General features: G+C 65.0%; 19 protein-coding genes. 10 read left to right on the top strand and 9 right to left on the bottom strand.

What is annotated here, in order from left to right; all coding sequences use genetic code 11:
* Positions 1–74 precede the first annotated feature (74 nt).
* From CAG46_RS10500 to CAG46_RS10520, 5 genes are read left to right on the top strand one after another with little or no spacing between them, the layout of a single operon-like run.
* Positions 75–992, top strand: a complete 918-nt coding sequence (locus CAG46_RS10500) for a DUF72 domain-containing protein (protein WP_085615734.1) — start codon at positions 75–77, stop codon at positions 990–992.
* Entirely contained in the window at positions 989–1,774 is a 786-nt protein-coding gene (locus CAG46_RS10505; RefSeq protein WP_085615733.1) for an endonuclease/exonuclease/phosphatase family protein, read from the top strand. The genes CAG46_RS10500 and CAG46_RS10505 overlap by 4 nt, the downstream gene beginning before the upstream one ends.
* Complete coding sequence (clsB, locus tag CAG46_RS10510; protein ID WP_075045223.1) at positions 1,771–2,973, top strand: cardiolipin synthase ClsB; 1,203 nt, start codon at positions 1,771–1,773, stop codon at positions 2,971–2,973. The genes CAG46_RS10505 and clsB overlap by 4 nt, the downstream gene beginning before the upstream one ends.
* Positions 2,973–3,920, top strand: a complete 948-nt coding sequence (locus CAG46_RS10515; protein ID WP_085615732.1) for a lysylphosphatidylglycerol synthase domain-containing protein — start codon at positions 2,973–2,975, stop codon at positions 3,918–3,920. Before clsB ends, CAG46_RS10515 begins: the two co-directional genes overlap by 1 nt.
* A gap of 34 nt (positions 3,921–3,954) precedes the next feature.
* On the top strand, positions 3,955–4,383 hold the full coding sequence (locus CAG46_RS10520; RefSeq protein WP_085615722.1) for a hypothetical protein: 429 nt from the start codon (positions 3,955–3,957) through the stop codon (positions 4,381–4,383).
* A gap of 192 nt (positions 4,384–4,575) precedes the next feature.
* Here the strand turns inward: CAG46_RS10520 and CAG46_RS10525 are convergent, their stop codons facing one another.
* Entirely contained in the window at positions 4,576–4,800 is a 225-nt protein-coding gene (locus CAG46_RS10525) for a metallothionein (RefSeq protein WP_025339091.1), read from the bottom strand.
* Complete coding sequence (locus CAG46_RS10530; RefSeq protein WP_085589667.1) at positions 4,797–5,261, bottom strand: phosphotransferase system, HPr-related protein; 465 nt, start codon at positions 5,259–5,261, stop codon at positions 4,797–4,799. Before CAG46_RS10530 ends, CAG46_RS10525 begins: the two co-directional genes overlap by 4 nt.
* 128 nt (positions 5,262–5,389) lie before the next feature.
* Between CAG46_RS10530 and ligD the strand changes: the two genes are divergently transcribed.
* Genes ligD through CAG46_RS10555 form a run of 5 tightly spaced genes read left to right on the top strand, consistent with a single transcriptional unit; the run spans position 5,390 to position 11,005 of the window.
* Positions 5,390–7,882, top strand: coding sequence for a DNA ligase D (gene ligD / locus CAG46_RS10535; RefSeq protein WP_085615720.1), 2,493 nt, complete (start codon positions 5,390–5,392; stop codon positions 7,880–7,882).
* Positions 7,883–7,942: 60 nt separating this feature from the next.
* On the top strand, positions 7,943–8,986 hold the full coding sequence (locus CAG46_RS10540) for an acyl-CoA dehydrogenase family protein (protein ID WP_085615717.1): 1,044 nt from the start codon (positions 7,943–7,945) through the stop codon (positions 8,984–8,986).
* The gene (locus tag CAG46_RS10545; protein ID WP_085615715.1) at positions 8,983–9,738 is read left to right on the top strand and encodes a PIG-L deacetylase family protein; all 756 of its coding nucleotides are present in this window, start codon (positions 8,983–8,985) and stop codon (positions 9,736–9,738) included. The genes CAG46_RS10540 and CAG46_RS10545 overlap by 4 nt, the downstream gene beginning before the upstream one ends.
* Positions 9,739–9,749: 11 nt before the next feature.
* A complete protein-coding gene (locus tag CAG46_RS10550) occupies positions 9,750–10,349 on the top strand; it encodes a bifunctional 2-polyprenyl-6-hydroxyphenol methylase/3-demethylubiquinol 3-O-methyltransferase UbiG (RefSeq protein ID WP_025339086.1) in 600 nt (199 codons plus the stop codon).
* Entirely contained in the window at positions 10,346–11,005 is a 660-nt protein-coding gene (locus CAG46_RS10555; protein WP_085615713.1) for a glycosyltransferase family 2 protein, read from the top strand. Before CAG46_RS10550 ends, CAG46_RS10555 begins: the two co-directional genes overlap by 4 nt.
* 315 nt (positions 11,006–11,320) lie before the next feature.
* On the opposite strand, the gene CAG46_RS10565 is transcribed toward CAG46_RS10555, so the two are convergent.
* From CAG46_RS10565 to CAG46_RS10600, 7 genes are all read right to left on the bottom strand, one after another.
* Complete coding sequence (locus tag CAG46_RS10565) at positions 11,321–12,142, bottom strand: Ku protein (RefSeq protein ID WP_085615711.1); 822 nt, start codon at positions 12,140–12,142, stop codon at positions 11,321–11,323.
* 72 nt (positions 12,143–12,214) lie between these two features.
* Positions 12,215–13,120: an SDR family oxidoreductase gene (locus CAG46_RS10570; protein ID WP_075045213.1), complete on the bottom strand. Its 906-nt coding sequence runs from the start codon at positions 13,118–13,120 to the stop codon at positions 12,215–12,217.
* A 450-nt stretch (positions 13,121–13,570) separates the two neighbouring features.
* Complete coding sequence (locus CAG46_RS28895; protein ID WP_085615707.1) at positions 13,571–14,107, bottom strand: hypothetical protein; 537 nt, start codon at positions 14,105–14,107, stop codon at positions 13,571–13,573.
* 442 nt (positions 14,108–14,549) lie between these two features.
* Positions 14,550–15,137, bottom strand: coding sequence for a nucleosidase (locus CAG46_RS10585; protein WP_085615705.1), 588 nt, complete (start codon positions 15,135–15,137; stop codon positions 14,550–14,552).
* 56 nt (positions 15,138–15,193) lie between these two features.
* The gene (locus CAG46_RS10590; protein WP_085615703.1) at positions 15,194–16,300 is read right to left on the bottom strand and encodes a carboxylate-amine ligase; all 1,107 of its coding nucleotides are present in this window, start codon (positions 16,298–16,300) and stop codon (positions 15,194–15,196) included.
* Between the two features lie 6 nt (positions 16,301–16,306).
* Entirely contained in the window at positions 16,307–17,260 is a 954-nt protein-coding gene (locus CAG46_RS10595; RefSeq protein WP_085615701.1) for a class I SAM-dependent methyltransferase, read from the bottom strand.
* Positions 17,260–18,594: an iron-containing redox enzyme family protein gene (locus CAG46_RS10600; protein ID WP_085615699.1), complete on the bottom strand. Its 1,335-nt coding sequence runs from the start codon at positions 18,592–18,594 to the stop codon at positions 17,260–17,262. The genes CAG46_RS10595 and CAG46_RS10600 overlap by 1 nt, the downstream gene beginning before the upstream one ends.
* Between the last annotated feature and the right edge of the window lie 21 nt (positions 18,595–18,615).

Below are 18,615 nucleotides of genomic sequence, written 5' to 3' on the forward strand. Positions count from 1 at the left end.
CTGAACCCTGGCCGCTGTTGACCGGTCGCACTTTCAGAGTGACCGAACAAGGACCCGGCAATGAGGAAGGCAGCGTGAGCGATATCCGCATCGGCATCTCCGGCTGGCGCTACGGCCCGTGGCGCAAGGATTTCTACCCGAAGGGCCTGCCCCAGGACAACGAACTGGCGTTCGCTTCGCGAGCGGTCAACAGCATTGAAATCAACGGCTCGTTCTACAGCCTGCAAACACCCGAACGCTACCAGAGCTGGCATGACGAAACGCCGCCCGGGTTCGTGTTCGCGGTGAAAGCCCCGCGTTACATCACCCATGTACGGCGGCTCAAGGACATCGAAGAGGCCATGGCCAACTTCTTCGCATCCGGGCCGCTGCTGCTCGGCAAGAAGCTGGGCCCGTTCCTGTGGCAGTTTCCGCCGAACATGAAGTTCGACGAGCCCCGCTTCGCCCGTTTTCTCGAACTGCTGCCGCACAGCCGCAAGGATGCCCGTGAATGCGCGCAAGGGTGTGCACCGCGCCTGAAGGACAACGGCAGCACCGATATCAAGGGCAACGCACGGCTGCGTCACGCGGTGGAAATCCGCAACGAAAGCTTTTTGTGCGAAGCGTTCATCAAGCTGCTGCGCAAGCACCGTGTGGCGTTGGTAGTGGCCGACAGCGCCGGAAAATGGCCCTATGTCGAGGACCTTACCGCCGACTTCGTGTACATGCGCCTGCATGGCGATGTCGAACTGTACAGCAGTGGTTACACCGCCCAGGCGCTGCGGCGCTGGAAGCAGCGCATCCAGCACTGGAGCCAGGGCCGCCAGGCCGACGATGCCCAGCTGGTGGTGCCAGGGCCGCCACCGCGGCGCGCCGCCCGTGACGTCTACTGCTATTTCGACAACGACCAGAAAGTCCATGCGCCTTATGACGCCCGGCGCCTGTTGCAGAAGCTGTCGCTGGACCATGAGCTGATGACCGAGCCTGGCGTGGTGCCGGAGGTGACCCTGTGAACAGGACCCTGCCTGCCCCGCACTGCATCATCGACAAGATCACCGCCGTGCGTAGTCTGAATGTACTGACGTTGAACGTGCACAAGGGCTTCACCTTCTTCAACCGGCGCTTCATCCTGCCCGAGTTGCGCGAAGCCGTGCGCGCCACCGGCGCCGACCTGGTGTTCCTGCAGGAAGTGCACGGCAGCCACCAGCAGCATGCCCTGCGCCACCCGGCCTGGCCGGATACGCCACAGTACGAGTTCCTGGCCGACAGCATGTGGCCGCAGTTCGCCTACGGCCGCAATGCCGTATACCCCCATGGCGACCACGGCAACGCGCTGCTGTCGAAATTCCCCATCAGCCGCTTCGACAACCTGGACGTCTCGGTGCAGGGCAACGAGCAGCGCGGCCTGTTGCATTGCCAGCTGGAAGTGCCTGGCCATGACCAGGTGCATGCGGTGTGCGTGCACCTGGGCTTGCGCGAGGCCCACCGGCAACGCCAGGTGAAGCTCCTGCTGGACCTGCTAGGCAGCCTGCCGCCCAAGGCCCCGGTGATCGTTGCCGGCGATTTCAACGATTGGCGGCTGAAGGCCGACGCGGTGCTGTGCGAACACCTGGTGGAAGCGTTCGGCGAGCATTTCGGCACCCCGGCACGCAGTTTCCCGGCGCGTCTGCCGCTGTTGCGCCTGGACCGCATCTACCTGCGCAACGCCATGCCCGGCACTGCCCAGGTGCTGTCGAAGTACCCGTGGTCGCACCTTTCCGACCACGCCCCTCTGGCTTCGGAGATCAAACTGTGAACCGACCCTGGGTAGACGGCAACAGCGTGCAGTTGCTGATCAATGGCGAGCAATACTACCCCCGCGTGTTCGAGGCCATGAGCCAGGCACGGGAGGAAATCCTGCTGGAGACCTTCATCATCTTCGATGACAAGGTTGGCCAGCAATTGCAGCAGGTGCTGATCGATGCCGCCCGCCGCGGCGTGCGTGTCGAAGTGGCCGTGGATGGGTACGGCACGGCCGACCTGCCCGACTCTTTCATTGCGGCCATGACCGATGCCGGAGTCAGTTTCCACGCCTTCGACCCGCAGCCGCGGCTGGTGGGCATGCGCACCAACCTGTTCCGGCGCCTGCACCGCAAGATCGTGGTGGTCGATGGCGAGCGGGCATTCATTGGCGGCATCAACTACAGCGCCGACCATTTGGGCGACTTTGGTCCCATGGCCAAGCAGGACTATGCCGTGGAGGTCGTCGGCCCGGTGGTGGCACAGGTTCATGCCTCGAGCAAGCGCCTGATGTCACCGGTGCTGCAGCCGCCCAGCGCAGTAAGGCCATTGACCGAGCCTGCCGGTACCTGCACCGCCGTGCTGGTCGAGCGCGACAACAAGGTGCGCAGCACCGATATCGAGGCCCACTACCTGCAGGCGTTTCGCAGTGCCCGGCGGCGCATCGTGGTGGCCAATGCGTATTTCTTCCCGGGCTACCGGCTGATGCGTGAATTGCGCAATGCGTCCCGGCGCGGCGTTGAGGTCCGGCTGATCCTGCAGGGCCAGCCAGACATGCGCTGGGTACGGGCGCTGTCGCGACTGCTGTACAACTACCTGCTGCGCGACGGTGTGGCCATTCACGAGTATTGCCAACGGCCGCTGCACGGCAAGGTGGCGCTGGTGGATGATGAGTGGGCCACGGTCGGCTCCAGCAACCTGGACCCGCTCAGCCTGTCGTTCAACCTTGAAGCCAACCTGTTCATCCGTGACCGCGCCTTCAACCAGCAGCTCAACCAGCACCTGCAGGCGCTGGCCCGCGAACAATGCAAGCCGGTCACCCTGGAACGCATGGTTCGCGGCTACTGGTGGCGGGCACCGCTGATTTTCGTGTGTTTCCACGTGATCCGCCATTTCCCGCGGATTGCCGGTTGGTTCCCGGCGCACCGTCAGCACCTGCGCTCGGTGCAGCCGGAGGCCGAGGCACAGGTTGACTATCACGAGGGCAAGACCTGATGGCGCGAAAACACTGGCAAATCTGGGGCAAGCGGCTGTTCACCCTGGCATTCCTGATCCTGATCCCTGCGCTGTTGTACCTGCTGGCGCGCAACCTGGACTGGAACGAAGTGCGCCAGTCGTTGCTGGCCTACAAGCCTGGCACCCTGGCCATCGGCCTGGTGCTGGCCGGGTGCAGCTACCTGACGTTCGCCAGCTACGACCTGCTGGCCCGGGCCTACACCGGCCACCACCTGCCGGCCCGCCAGGTGTTGCCGGTTGCCTTCGTGTGCTATGCCTTCAACCTCAATTTCACCACCTGGGTGGGTGGCGTTGCCTTGCGCTACCGGCTGTACAGCCGCCTGGGCCTGGACACGCCAACCATCACGCGCATCCTCACCCTGGGCCTGCTGACCAACTGGATGGGCTACATGCTGCTGGCTGGCACGGTGTTCGCCTTGCGCCTGGTCGAGCTGCCCGCCAACTGGGCGGTCGGCGCCAGTGGCCTGCAACTGATCGGCCTGGTATTGCTGGCGATTGCCGCAGGCTACCTGCTGGCCTGTGGTTTCGCCAAAAAGCGCACTTGGCGCTGGCGTGACCATGAGGTAACGCTGCCGTCGCTGCGCCTGGCGCTGTGCCAGGTGGTACTGGGTGCCAGCAACTGGGCGCTGATGGCACTGCTGATCTTCTGGTTGCTGCCTGGCGAAGCCTTCTACCCGTCGATACTTGGCATCCTGCTGATCAGTTGCGTGGCTGGTGTGGTCGCGCATATCCCGGCCGGGCTGGGTGTGCTGGAAACGGTGTTCCTGGCCCTGCTGCATGGGCAGCTTGCCCAGGGCACACTGGTGGCGGCCCTGCTGGGTTACCGCACGCTGTACTACCTGGTGCCGCTGTTGCTGGCGGTGCTGACCTACCTGATCCTGGAGAAACGCGCCAAGGCCATGCGCCGGCGCGACAAGCCTGCCTAGACCTATCGAGGGCCACTGGCCCGGGAGGTGGCAAATGCGTGGCGCTGTCTTGAAGCCGATGTTGATACTGATGGTGGCGAGCCTGGTCAGCGGCCAAGTCCTGGCCGAAGCCTGCAATGTGCTCACCCGCTCCTCCAGCGAGGCGATAACGCCGGTGGAGCGGCACAGCTGCTACAGCTACAGCAACCTGCCCGCCGAAGCGATCAACTGGTCATGCAGCAACGAGAGCAAGGACATGCTCAACAGCGAAAAGCACAAGGTCGCGCGTTGTGCGGATGGCAGCGTCGGCAGTTGCATCGCGCCGTTGACCCAAGAGGCATTGGCCAACCCCAAGGCAGCTGGCGGTGACAAGCCGGCGTTGCCCAAGGATGCACGGGTGATCACCTACTACTACGACACCCCCAGCCTGGGCCAGGCCCGCACCGATTGCGAGCGTAGCAACGGTATCTGGCAGACTCACTGATTCTGCGGGCCTGCGCGCTGCTTTGTGTAGGTGCGGCCTTGTGTCGCGAAAGGGCCGCAGCGCGGCCCCAGGATTTCAGCTTCGCACGGAAAATTGCCGGGGCCGCTTTGCGGCCCTTTCGCGACGCAAGGCCGCTCCTACAGGATCATCACAGCCCCATAGACCTATGCAGAGCCTATGAGACGGCGATGTTCAGGGTGAAATCGGGTCACTCGCCGGGAAGGTCTCGTCCAGCGCATTGTCCACCGCGCTTTCCCCGGTCTTTTCACCACAGTGGCAATCAGGCATCCGGCACGGCTCGCCATTGCGATGCCCGCTGGCACAGGCCTCGCAGCAATACACCTTGCCTTCGAGCTGCAAGGCATTGGCATCCACGGTGCAGGAACAATGCGCACAGGCACAACGTACCTCGTTCATGGCTTGCTCTCCTCGTCATCGATCACATCATCGGCCCAAGGCTCTCCATCCAGCGGCGCGGAGCGGGCCAGTTCGGCTTCGTCCAGGCCTATGCCGCCGCCAATCTCGTTGGCCTCTACCCGCCTCAGAGTCTTGTCCGCTGGGCCGCCGCTGCCGCCCGGTTCATGCGGGTCGCGGGCACCGGTTTCATCCAGCAAGGTGTCCGGGCTCAGGTCGTCGTAAGTGACGTTGTCCTCGTGCAGGCTGTCGCTCAACGCCTCGCCGCCGGTCATGCCGCTTTCGGCCACGCGCCGCGGTGGGAACTCGCGGGCCACGTCCGCGGCCGGTCGCTCGTCACCCACACGCCCCTCGCGTTCATCCAGGCGCTCGTCGAAGTCCAGTTCATGCACGCTGCCCATGCGGTCTTCGGTGTCGTCGATTTCAGTGGGGGTATACGGCTTCGGTTCATCTGCTCGGGCCATGTGCGTTCTCCGTCAGGTGGCTTCATTCGGTCGACTGCACCTGCTGCTGGAAGATTCAGAGTTTTTTTGAACTACCGCCCGGGCCGCTGCCTCCGAGATTAGAGACTGCGAACCGCCCGGAGCCCGCCATGGCCAAGCCCCTGCAGGAATATGCGCGCAAGCGCGACTTCAATGCCACGCCCGAGCCCAGCGGCAAGCGCAGCCGTGGCAAGCGGGCCCACGCGCTGCAGTTCTGCATCCAGAAGCACGATGCCAGCCACCTGCACTACGACTTCCGCCTGGAGCTCGATGGCACGCTGAAAAGCTGGGCCATCCCCAAAGGGCCGTCGCTGGACCCCAAGGTGCGCCGCCTGGCCGTGCACGTGGAGGACCACCCGCTGGACTACGCCGACTTCGAAGGCCATATCCCCGAAGGCCATTACGGCGCGGGCGACGTGATCGTCTGGGACCGGGGCATCTGGGAGCCCGAAGGCGATGCGCGTGAGGCCTATGCCAAGGGCAAGCTGCGTTTTCGCCTGCAAGGCGAAAAGCTCGGCGGTGTATGGAACCTGTTCCGCACCCATCTGGCCGGCAAGAAGGAGCAGTGGATGCTGGTCAAGTCGCACGACAGCCAGGCGCGCAGCGAAGCCGACTACAGCATCGTCGACGCCCAGCCCGACAGCGTGCTCAGCGACCGCACGGTGGTGCCGCGCAAGCCGGCAGCAAAAAAGGCCGCCGCGCCACGTCGCAAAACCGCCAGCAAAGGCCGGAAGGTGCCGTTGCCGGCACAGCTGCAGCCACAACTGGCGACCTTGGTCGACACCCCGCCCAGTGGCGACTGGCGCTACGAGGTCAAGTTCGACGGTTACCGCATCCTTGCCCGCATCGACGGTGATGACGTGCGCCTGTTCACCCGCAATGGCCATGACTGGAGCGGCAAGATGCCCAGGCAGGTTGCCGCCTTGCGTGCGCTGGGCCTCGATTCGGCCTGGTTCGATGGCGAGGTGGTGGTGGCCGGCGAAGACGGCGCGGCGGACTTCCAGGCGCTGCAGAACGCTTTCGACACCGAGCATGACGAGCACATCACCTATTACCTGTTCGACCTGCCCTTCCTGGGCGGCCAGGACCTGCGTCAGTTACCGCTGCAGGACCGGCGCAACACTTTGCAGCAGTTGCTGGAACACAACGAATCGGACGTACTCAAGTACTCCGCCGACTTTGACCAGCCCGTCGAATCCCTGCTCGACAGCGCCTGCCGGCTGCAACTCGAAGGCCTGATCGGCAAGCGCGTCGACAGCCCCTACAGCGGCCGCCGCAGCCCCGACTGGATCAAGCTCAAGTGCAAGCAGCGCCAGGAGTTCGTGATCGTCGGCTACACCGACCCCAAAGGCAGCCGCAGCGGTTTCGGCGCCCTGCTGCTGGCCTTGCACGACAACGACAGCGGCGAGTTGCGCTATGCCGGCAAGGTCGGCACCGGCTTCAGTGCAACCACGCTGGCCAGCATCCATGCCCGGCTGAAACCGTTGGAAATCGCCAGGCCGGCCCTGCCCAACCCGCCCACCGGGGCCGAAGCCCGGGGCGTGCACTGGCTGAAACCGCAACTGCTGGCCGAAGTCGCCTACGCCCAGATGACCCGTGACGGCATCGTGCGCCACTCGGTGTTTCACGGCCTGCGTGATGACAAACCGGCTACCGCCATCGACCTGGAGCGCAGCATGCCCGCCAAGACCCTGCCCAAGCGCAAGCAGGCCAAGGCCCCCGAGACCTTGGGCGAGCTGCGCCTGACCCACCCCGAGCGGGTGGTCGACGCCACCAGCGGCGTTACCAAGCGTGAGGTCGCCGAGTACTACGCCGCCGTCAGCCAGTGGATACTGCCCCAGCTTGAGCACCGCCCGGTGGCGCTGGTGCGCGCGCCGGATGGCCTGGCCGGGGAGCTGTTCTTCCAGAAGAACGCCGGCCAACTGCATCTGCCCAACGTGCTCAGCTACGACAAGGCCGAGGCCGGCCAGGCGGCGATGGTCGTCAACCGCGCCGACACCTTGCTGGGTGCCGTGCAGATGAACATGATCGAGCTGCACACCTGGAACGCCACCGACAAGGACTTCGACAAGCCCGACCGCTTCGTCCTCGACCTCGACCCGGACCCGGCGCTGCCGTGGAAGGCCATGCTCGAAGCGACCCAACTGGCCCTGACGCTGCTGGATGAACTGGGCTTGAAGGTGTTTCTCAAGACCAGTGGCGGCAAAGGCATGCACCTGGTCGTGCCCCTGACCCGGCGGGCCAGCTGGGATGAAGTCAAGGCGTTCAGCCACGGCATCGTCGAGTACCTGGCCAGGCTGTTCCCCGACAGGCTCAGTGCCGTGTCCGGGCCCAAGAATCGCATCGGGCGCATCTTCATCGACTACCTGCGCAACGGCAAGGGCGCGACCACCGCCTGCGCCTATACCCTGCGCGCCCGCGAAGGCCTGCCGGTATCCGTGCCGATCTGGCGCGAGGAACTGCCGCAACTCAAGGGCGCCAACCAGTGGAACATCGGCAACGTGCTTGAACGCCTGGGCGAGGTGGACGACCCCTGGGCGGATTATGGCAAGACAAGGCAATCGATCACCGTGGGCATGCGCAAGCAGCTGGGGCTGGCCTGATGGCGGCTTGCCTCCAGCGCTACGCCTACGCCCGCAGTGCCTCACCAAGGAGCCGAGCCCATGAGCATCGTCCAGGATTTTGACCTGACCAACCTCGATCGCCTGCTGCGAGCCTTCAGCGAGCGGCAGCAACCGCTCAACCTGGATACCCAGTTGCCGCAGCTGATCCAGGCACTGCAAGCCGACCACCTCGACCTGCTGCCCCTGCCCGGCCAGGGCAATACGCTACGGCGCTGGCAAACCCTGGCCCGGGTGGCGGGCTGTGACCTGGCCTTGGCCAAGCTGTACGAGGGCCACACCGACGCGTTGGCGATCCTTGCCGAATGCGCTGCGGCACACCACGCTGCCGAGGGCATATGGGGCGTGTGGGCCGCCGAACCGCCGGGTGCCCGCGCCTGCATCGTCGCCCGTGATGGCGACCAGGTCCGCCTGGAGGGTCGCAAGGCCTGGTGTTCGGGCGCACTGCAGATCGACCGGGCGCTGGTCACGGCCTGGGACCAGCACGACCAGCCCCAGCTGGTGGCCATCGAACTGTCCCATCCCAGCCAGGGCCTTGCCATAGACCGCTGGCAGGCCATCGGCATGGCCACCACCGCCAGTGTCGAAGTCGAATTCAACCATACCCCCGGCATCGCCATCGGCCGCCCCGGGCAATACCTGTCACGCCCCGGGTTCTGGCACGGCGGCGCTGGCATTGCGGCCTGCTGGTACGGCGCCGCCGAAGCCCTGGCAGACTACCTGCGCGAACACTGCCGCAACCCCCGCCTCGACCCACATGCCGATGCTCACCTGGGCGCGGTCGATGCAGCCTTGTACGGCGCCAGGGCGGCACTGCGCGAATGCGCGGCGTGGATCGACCGCCAGCCAGGCACGGACGCCAGCTTCGAAGTACGCCGCACCCGCGCCCAGGTGGAACAGGCGGTGGAGCAGGTGATCCACCACGTTGGCCGGGCGCTGGGCGCCACGCCTTTCTGCCGCGACAACCACTTTGCCCGGCTGAGCGCCGACTTGCCGGTATTCCTGCGCCAGAGCCATGCCGAGCGCGACCTGGCGGCGCTCGGCGAGCAGTTGGCACAACGGCCGGCGGGAGTCTGGCAGCTATGAGGCAGAACCTGATCCAGGCGAACAGCGGTACGCCGTGGGCGGCCTGGCAGCAGGCCGCGCACCTGGCCAGGGCCACCTGGATCACCCCGCAGCAGCTGTGCCCGCCAGGCCGCCGCCTGGTACTGCTGGCTCCGCACCCCGATGATGAAATTCTCATGGCCGGCGGGCTGCTGGCGGGCTTTCATGGCCGGGAAGACGACTTGGTGCTGATCTCCGCCACCGATGGTGAAGCCAGCCACCCCGGCTCTGCCCACTGGAGCGAACACCGCCTGCGCCGGCAAAGGCCGCTGGAAAGCCGCCATGCACTGCAACAGCTTGATCTCGACCTCGGCCGCCTGGACTGGCGGCGGCTCCACCTCAAGGACGGCGCGTTGCCACGTGACGAGGCGTTTCTGCTCAACCACCTGAGCCAGTTGCTCAGGCCTGACGACCTGCTGATGGCCACCTGGAGCGGCGATGGTCACTGTGACCACGAGGCAGTGGGCCGGGCTGCGGCGCAGGCGGCCCGGATGCGCAAGGTGCAATGCCTGGAGGTACCCGTGTGGGCCTGGCACTGGGCGCAACCGGACGACCCGCGCCTGCCTTGGCCGCGGGCCCACCGCATCCAGCTGGACGAGGCCAGCCTGGCCCGCAAGCGCAAGGCCCTGGCCGCCCATGTCAGCCAGCTGGAGCCGGATGGCCAGCGCCCGCCCGTACTGCCGCCGAACTTGCTGGATTGTCTGCTGCAACCTTTCGAACTGGTGTTCCTGTAAATGGAGTTGTCATGAGCCTCGACCCACAGTATTTCGCCGACCTGTACGCCACCAGTGAAGACCCTTGGGCCTTTCGCACCCGCTGGTACGAAAAGCGCAAGCGCGAGCTGGTCATGGCCAGCCTGCCGCGCCAGTGCTACCAGCGCGTGTTCGAGCCGGCTTGTGCCAATGGCGAGCTGAGCGCGTTGCTGGCCGAGCGTTGTGCCAACCTGTTGTGCCAGGACCTGGACCCTACTGCGGTAGCGCTGGCCGGTGAACGCTTGGCTGGACTGAGCAATGTCTCGGTGGAACTGGCGCGGCTGCCCTCGGACTGGCCGCATGGGCATTTCGACCTGATCGTGCTGAGCGAGGTGGGTTACTACCTCGACCCGACTGACTGGTTGCAGGTGATCGAACAGTCGGTGGCCAGCCTGACCTACGACGGTGGGCTGCTGGCCTGCCATTGGAAGCATCCCATCGCCGGCTGCCCGCAGGACGGGCGTGAAGTGCACCGCATGCTGGCCCGGCACCTGCCGCTGTATCTGCAGTTCCAGCATGACGAGGCGGACTTCGTGCTGGAGTACTGGGCCTCTCAGCCCAGCGTGGTCGACCTCGACGAGACCTGCCCATGATTGCCGTGGTGATCCCGGCCCACAACGAGGCCCGGCGCCTTGGGCGCTGCCTGCGGGCAGTACTGGCTGCCGCCCTGCAGGCGCAGCAGGCGGGGCACCAGGTGGAGGTGCTGGTGGTGCTGGACCGCTGCAGCGATGGCAGCGCCGCCGTGGCAAGGCGTTTCGGTGTACAGGTGCTGACGGTGGATGCTGGCAACGTCGGTATGGCCCGCCGGGTGGGCGCGGCATACATGGTCGAGCGCGGCGCGCAGTGGCTGGCCTGCACCGATGCCGACAGCCGGGTGCCAGCGCACTGGCTGCTGTCGCAACTGGCCTGCGGCGCCGAGGTGGTGTGCGGAACGGTGCACGTCGAGTACTGGCAACCCTGGCAGACAGCGGCCTTGCGCAAGCTGTACCAAAGCCGTTACCAGGCACGTGAGGGGCATCGGCATGTGCATGGGGCCAATCTGGGTGTGTGTGCCGACGCCTATGATCGGGTGGGCGGCTTCCAGCCCCTGGCGGCACATGAGGATGTGCAACTGGTCAACGACCTGCAGGCCAGTGGTGCGCAGATCGTATGGACCGCCAGGCACAGCGTGGCCACCAGCAGCCGGCGCGACAGCCGCGCGCGCGAAGGGTTTGGTGATTATCTGGCGGGGTTGCAGACGCAGGTCTGATCCTGGTTCGCAAGCGGCGCGATCCCTGTGGGAGCACCTTGTGTCGCGAAAGGACTGCAAGGCAGCCCCGGCAATTTCAACTGTTGCGCATCAATCCTGGGGCCGCGTTGCGGCCCTTTCGCGACACAAGGCCGCTCCCACAGGTACAGCGACAACCTCGAGAGCAACGCTGTACCTGTGGGAGCGGCTTTAGCCGCGAAGAATTCCACGCGGTGCATGGCACCGGCTGCGCCGGTGTTCGCGGCTAAAGCCGCTCCCACAGGGGGCCGCGTTATGTACAGTTCCATGCGAGCTGGCTTGCGGTGACGATTCCTTTCACGACGCCTTGCGTGTCTTCTTCGCCGGCTTCTTGCCACCGAGGCTGCGCTTGAGCAGTTCGGTGAGGTCGAGGATGTCGGCGCTTTTCCCTGCTTCCGTCGCCTCGCCCTTCTCCACAGTCTCGATCTTGCCCTTGCTGGCCTTCTCTTCCACCAGGTCCATGATGGTCTGGCGGAAGGCATCGTGGTAATCCGCGGGCTTCCAGGGCCCGCTCATGTCTTCCACCAACCGCTTGGCCATGTCCAGTTCGCGCTTGTCCACCTTGGCCTCGGTGACGCTGCTGTCCAGTTCCAGCGTTTCCAGCCCGCGCACTTCTTCGGGCCAGCGCAGGGTGATCATCACCAGCGCATCATCCAGCGGGCGCAACAGCGCCAGGTGCTGTCGGGTGTGCAGCACCACCGTGGCCAGCGCCACCTTGCCGGTTTTTGCCAGGGTTTCGCGCAGCAAGGCGTACACCTTGCCGCCACGGCGGTCGGGGGTAAGGTAGTACGGCGTGTCGAAGTGCTGCAGCGGGATCTCGCCAGCCTCCACGAAGGAAAAGATATCGATCGTCTGGGTCGCCTCGGGCCGGGCCTTGCGGATTTCCTCCTCGCTGATCACCACGTAGCGGCCCTTTTCGAACTCGACGCCCTTGACGATGTGGTCCTTGTCGATTTCCTTGCCGGTGACCTTGTTCACCCGCTTGTAGCCGACCGGTTCCATGCTGCGCTTGTCGAGCCAGTCGAAATCGACCCGCTCGGTGCGCACCGCGGTGTTGAGGGCCACGGGGATGTGCACGAGGCCGAAACTGATGGCGCCTTTCCAGATTGCCCTAGCCATGGAGGTGCTCCCAGGTTGCCTGCCAATACCTGAATCGACTGCAACGGGCGGCGAAGGTTTAGCCGCCCCGCCCTACGGCAGCGGGTTGCCGCCGGTCACGCCGAACACCTCGCCGGTGATGTAGCTGGACTCCTGGCTGGCCAGCAACACATACACCGGCGCACATTCGGCGGGCTGCCCCGGTCGCTTCATCGGTGTATGCGCGCCGAAGTCGGGGATTTTCTCCGGTGGTTGGCCACCGCTGGGCTGCAGCACGGTCCAGATGGGGCCTGGGGCAACGGCGTTGACCCGGATACCGCGCTCGATCACCTGCTTGGCCAAGGCCTTGGTGAAGGCAACGATCGCGGCCTTGGTGGTGGCATAGTCGAGCAAGGTGGCCGAAGGCTGGTAGGACTGGATCGAGGCGGTGTTGATGATGGTCGCCCCCGCCGGCATCAGCGGCACGGCCGCCTGGCACAGCCAGAACAGCGCGTAGACGTTGGTTTTCAGGGTGTGGTCGAACTGCTCGTGGCTGACCTGGCTGATGTCCTTGCGCGCCTCCTGCTTGCCGGCGACGTTGACCAGGATGTCCAGGCCGCCGAGCTGCTCGTGGGCCTGGTCGACCAGTTCCTTGCAGAACTGCTCGTCCTTCAGGTCACCGGCAAGGGCCACCACCTTGCGGCCTTCGGCTTCGATCAGCTTGATGACTTCGCGGGCATCGGGTTGTTCGATGGGCAGGTAATTGAGGGCAATGTCGGCACCTTCGCGGGCGAAGGCAATGGCCACTGCCCGGCCGATGCCCGAGTCCGCGCCGGTGATCAGCGCCTTGCGCCCCGCCAGGCGGCCAAAGCCCTTGTAGGTGGTTTCGCCGTGGTCTGGTTCGGGCTGCATGTTGGCGTCCAGCCCCGGTGCTGGCTGGCCTTGGGCCGGGAACGGAGGGTGCGGGTACTGGGTCAGCGGGTTCTGCATGCTGAACTGGTCGTGCGGTTTGCTGGGCATGGGGGCCACTCCTCTGGTGAAACCGGTGTTGGCCCATTCGCGGGCTTGCCCGCTCCCACAGGTATTGAAACTGGTGGTAGTCCTGTGGGAGCGGCAAGCCCGCGAAGGCCGTTCTACCGATTTCGAGGTAAACCGCCATCGATGGTTTTTTCCGACTGGCCCAAACACTGACCAGCGGTCGATACGTCACTCAAAGTGACTAGTTCCGTACCTCAGCTGCGTCGACATCCGGCGCATCCGGTGCATCTGGCGCGTCTGGAGCATCTGGCGCGTCGTCCACATCCGCCCTTGCAGTGTCTCTGGCTGCATTGGCAGCGACTTTGGCTTCGTCCCTGGCGGCATCTGCCGTAGCCCTGGCAGCATCTCTGGCGGCATCAGCTTCGTCTCTGGCTGCGTCGCGGGCAGCATCTGCCGCGGCCCTGGCAGCGTCTCTGGCTTCATCTGCGCCGGCTACGCCAGCAGCTTTTGCGGCGTCGCGGGCTGCATCCGCCTCGGCTCTGGCAGCGTCTCTGGCGGCATCTGCAGTAGCTTTTGCCGCATCACGGGCGGCATCTGCTTCAGCCCTTGCAGCGTCTCTGGCTGCATCAGCATCGTCTCGGGCTGCGTCCCTGGCGGCATCTGCCGCATCGTTGTCGTTGTCGTTGTCGTTGTCGTTGTCATGCGCATCGCCTGGGCCTCTGCCGGCCATGCCACCATGGTCACCATCGCCGGCCCCCGGGCCACCATGGCCGCCATGACCGCCACCGCCGTCACCGCCGTGACCACTGCCTCCGCCACCGCTGCCACCACCGTGACCGCCACCGCCTCCAGAGCCACCGCTGCCACCACCGTGACCACCGCCACCTCCAGAGCCACCGCCGCCACTACCGTGACCGCCGCCGCCTCCAGAACCACCGCTGCCACCACCGTGACCGCCGCCACCTCCAGAACCACCGCCGCTGCCGCCGTGGCCACCACCACCGCCGCCGCTGCCACCGTCTTTGGCATACACGCTGGAGAAACTACCGATGTAGTCAGGCACCAGGACGGTCGAGGCCGACAGGACGCCACCTATTGCCAATGCCAACAAACATTTCTTGAGCAACATGATGCACCTCCGCTTGGAGTTGCGTCGTCATCTCCGTATCGAACGCAATGACCAATGAGTTCGCAACCGCCCATGGAGCGGACAGCCAACCGGCGCGGCCATAGATCTGCAGTGTCAGCGAGCAGCTTCGGTTTCGCACGATCCTTCAGAGCCAGTCAGCATCTTTGCGTGGGAAATATTCCCACATATTAAGACTAGTACTGTCTGCCTGAGTTCAAAGGACCGAATATCAGGCCAAGGTACGTTGTGAGACTGTTGGGGCCGCTTTGCGGCCCTTCGCGGCGGTTCGGCGTCCCGACGTGCCCGCGAAGGGCTGCAAAGCAGCCCCAGTCAAGCTAGCCGTCACGCCTGGCTGAACAGCACCTGCCTGAAAGCCTCGGCCGCCAGGTGCACCTGCACCGCCCAGTCCTGCGCCGCGTCACTGCCAGCATCATCGGAAATGTATTTCAGGCACACGAACGGGATGCCTTCGCCGCGTGCGATCAGCGCCAGCACGTAGGCTTCCATGTCGACCACGTCATAAGGTGCATCGCCATGGTTGATCTCGAAGCTGTCGCCACTGCCGCAGGTTTCCAGGGCCAGGCCGGGGATTTGCGCCCCATGCTCCAGCACCACCGGGATATCCGACAGAGGTGTCTGGTAGCGGGCGAAGCCAAGCGGGGTCACATCCATGTCGCGCTGCACGAAGCGGGTACAGCACACCACCTCGCCCTTGCCATGGCGCTGGCTGCCGGCCGAGCCGAGGTTGACGATCAGCCTGGGCCGGCGCGCGGCAATGGCCTTGGTCAGGGCGATGGCGGCATTGACCTTGCCGATGCCGGTGAACACGGTGTTGACGTCAGCGAATACATCGCCGGCCTCGGCTTCGAGGGCGAAGACAAACAACGTGTCGTCCAGGGAAATGTCGGGGAATTGCTTGATCAGCATCATGGCGCAGGTGGTTCCGAGTGGCTGCGAAAGGCGCGGCCATTTTCGGCAAACCCCGGCTAATTGCAAGCCCCGGCGGCCACCACGGCCCGTAACGCCTGCGCCCTGCCCAGGCCGGCAGCGCTGGCCTGAGCCAGGCATTGCAGTTGCTGATCGGCATGGGTGCCGTCGCGCAGCAGGCGTTGTGCATGGTGAAAGGCACGCTCGGCGTCTGCGGTGTCGATCGGCAACTGCTCCTGCAGCTGGGCCAACCAACCTTCGGCCGTGACCGGCTGTTGCTCATGCAGGCCAATGAACTCGCCCTGGCGCCCATGACGCATGGCGCGCCAGTAGTTTTCCTGGGTGATCCAGCGCTGTTCGCGGTTGCAGGCCGCCGGGTCATGCCGGTACACGATGCTGTGCTCCACCAGGTGACGAAACAGCGCAGCGATGCACAGCGCGTCCTCCAGCCGCGGGCAGCCATCGCAGATGCGCAGCTCGACCGTCGGGAAGCGCCGCGAAGGCCGGATCGCCCACCAGAAGTCGCCATCCGCGGCCAGCGACCCTGTGCGTTGCAGCAATGCGCGGTAGCGCTCGTAGGCGGCCCAGTCCGGCAAAGGCTCGGGCAAGCCCATGTGCGGCCATTCCCCGCAAATCACCCGCCGGTAGCTCATGTAGCCGGTGCACTGGCCTTCCCACAGCGGAGATGACGCACTCAGCACCAGCAACAGGGGCAACCAGCCCAGTACGCGGTTGATCAATTGCATGCGGTCGCAACCTGGCGGTACGCCCACGTGTACATGCAGGCCGTTGAGCAGGCTGCGCCGCGCCACATGCCGGTAGTCAGCGAACAGTTGCTGGTAGTGCGCCGGGGTAGCAGGTTTCTGCCGCAGCCAGGCGGCATTGGGGTGGCTCGCCGCACCGTACAGGCCCATGCCCTCTTCGGCCAGCGCTGTATTCAGCCGCTGGCGGCTTTGCTGGAAGAACTCGCGTGCCTCGAACAGGTTGGCGAACACCGGCGAGGCCACCTCGATCTGGCTGCGGAACATTTCCTGGGCAAAATGCTGGCCCAAGGTCTCCTTGCAACGCTCCAGCACAGCTGGCGAAGGCGTAGCTGGCACCTGCCCTGTGTCCAGGTTCACCAGCAGGTATTCTTCCTCGATGCCGAACGTGCAGGGTCGGGCCATGCTGCCTCAGCTGTTGCGGGTAACTGTGAGCACCACCGCGGCGATGCGCTCGACCTGCTCGTAACCGGGTTCGTTCAGTTGCTCGCCGAACACGTCCGGGTCGATTTCCCGATACACCCAGGACCATTCCGGGCCCGCCAGGCGCAGGCGAATGGCTTCGAGCAAGGCGTCCCGGCCTTCGACGATCGCCACGCCGGTATACAACAGTAGCGAGCCCCCCGAGCCGAGCCGCTCGCAGGCTTGTTCGACGATCCGCAGCGAAAGCTGCGCGCCGAGCGAACCGCCGCCATGCCGATAGGTACGTTCGCTGGCATCGAGCATGTACGGCGGGTTGGCAACGATAAGGTCGAACAGCCCGGTAATGCCGCCGAGCAGGTCACTTGGCTCCACGGACACATTGCTCAGGCCCGCCAATGCCGCGTTGATCGCGGTGTAACGCAGCGCGAGCGGGTTGATATCCACGGCGCTGACCTGGGCATGGGGAGCCGCCCGGGCAATCAGCAAGGCGCCGACACCCGTGCCGCAACCGATATCCACGGCATGCTCGACACGCTTCGGCGTGCGTTGCAGGTGATCATGGATGACCTGGGCGAAACGGTAACTGTCGGGGCCGAAAAACACCGCGTCGGATTGTTGGGTGGGGTACGCGGAGTGCACCAGCAGCAGGTCGTCGAGCGTGGACCAGCGCACGCGGCTGATCAGCAAATCACCGTGCTCCTCGAGTACCTGGGCCTGCCGCATCTGGTCCAGCTCATCGGCAGAAACCAGTGACGATTGGAACGGACGGTTCCAGCCGAACACATCGCGCACTGTCCTGGCCTGCCCGACTTCCGGGCGCGCATTCACGCGAGCATGGGTTGCCGGGGTGACGCAGGTGAAGCGGTAGCCGTCGGCGCGCAGGCGCCTGCCTAGTTGCAGCATTGCCTGGTCAGCCTGGGTCTGTTGCGGATCGAGCAGCATCAGCGGGTCATCTCCTGAACAAGGCCGGTAGCACGCATATAGCGCCGAGTGGCCAGCAAGCCTTCCGGTGTTGCATGGCGGTTACCGGACATCGTGTCGATCAACGTCTCGATATCAGCGTCCGCGGCAGGAGTGGAAAGCGCATCATCCGATTGCACTTGCACCTCCCAGCTGCCAGGCAGCACGCGGCGCCCCCGGGCTTGCCAACCTGCCGCGATCCAGTCGTGCCATAGTTGTTTTTCATACGCCGTGAACACGCCATACATCGGTGCCGAGGGGCCGTTGATGAGCCCCCACCAGCGGCTGTTGGCGGGTGCTTCACCACGGCGGATCCAGCCCTGCGCCTGCAGGGCCTGCAGAAACGCGGGCATGGCGCCGGGTTCGGCCAGCCATTGGTTGACGGTACGTTTTTGCAGGCGGCAATGGTCGGAATGCATGAACTGGCCAAAATTGCGCTTGTGCTCCAGTGCCGACAGCAACTCGGATTCAAGATCGAAGCTGCTGATCAGGCTGGGTGTATCAAGCCCCAGGTCGTTCAAGCGGTACCCACTGCGCACCCGCTGGTAGAACTGGCCAGCTTCGTCGGCCGGGCAGAGTTGGCGTAGCGCCTGGATGGACAGATGCGCATGCCCGCTGGCCGCGTTGTCGATGGTCACGTGAAGCTGGAAATAATGGCCATCGATGCCCAGTTCCGCCAGTTCGTAGGTGGTGATCAGCAGATGCAACGGTGGTTGTTCATAGCCCAGGTTGTAGCCGATCAGCTCGGGAAGGAAATCATCGCCGTGGCGCCCCAATGCCAATTGCAAGGCGCCCTGCAGGTAACGTTGGTCGTCCAGTTCAGGCATACCCAGGCAACCCAGCCGGCTCAACAGCCGTTGGTAGATCAGCACATGGTTGCAGCGCGGATCACCGCCGCCCAGTTCTTCCAGGTAGGTGCGAATCAGGCCGTGATAGCGCGGATCGCTCCACTGTCGCAAGGTACTGTGCAGCCATGCCCCGTCCACTGCCTTGGTGGGCGCCACTTGTTGCAGGAACCACAACGCCTGGGCGCGGTTGGCAAAATAGCGCCGCGGCGCGCCTTGGCGGCGGTGCTCGAGGTAACTGGCATAGGCCTCGGCCACCTGGCTTGCATGGCTAGCGCTCCAGGCTTCCAGCTGAGCAGGGTCGGCAGGCAGGTCATCCGGCAAACGCTGCGCGCGCGCCAATTGTTCGCTCAGCCACGCCGCGCTCGTGGTGTCGTGGGCCACGAGCAACTTGTGGTAACGCTCCTTCAGGCTTGGCCCATTTGCCGAAGCCGGTATCACCGCGCCGGTCTTGCGGGTCATTACCGTCATGCCGTAGTCCTTGTCCGCGTT

The sequence above is a fragment of the Pseudomonas sp. B23(2017) genome (assembly GCF_002113725.1).
GTDB lineage: Bacteria > Pseudomonadota > Gammaproteobacteria > Pseudomonadales > Pseudomonadaceae > Aquipseudomonas > Aquipseudomonas putida_Z.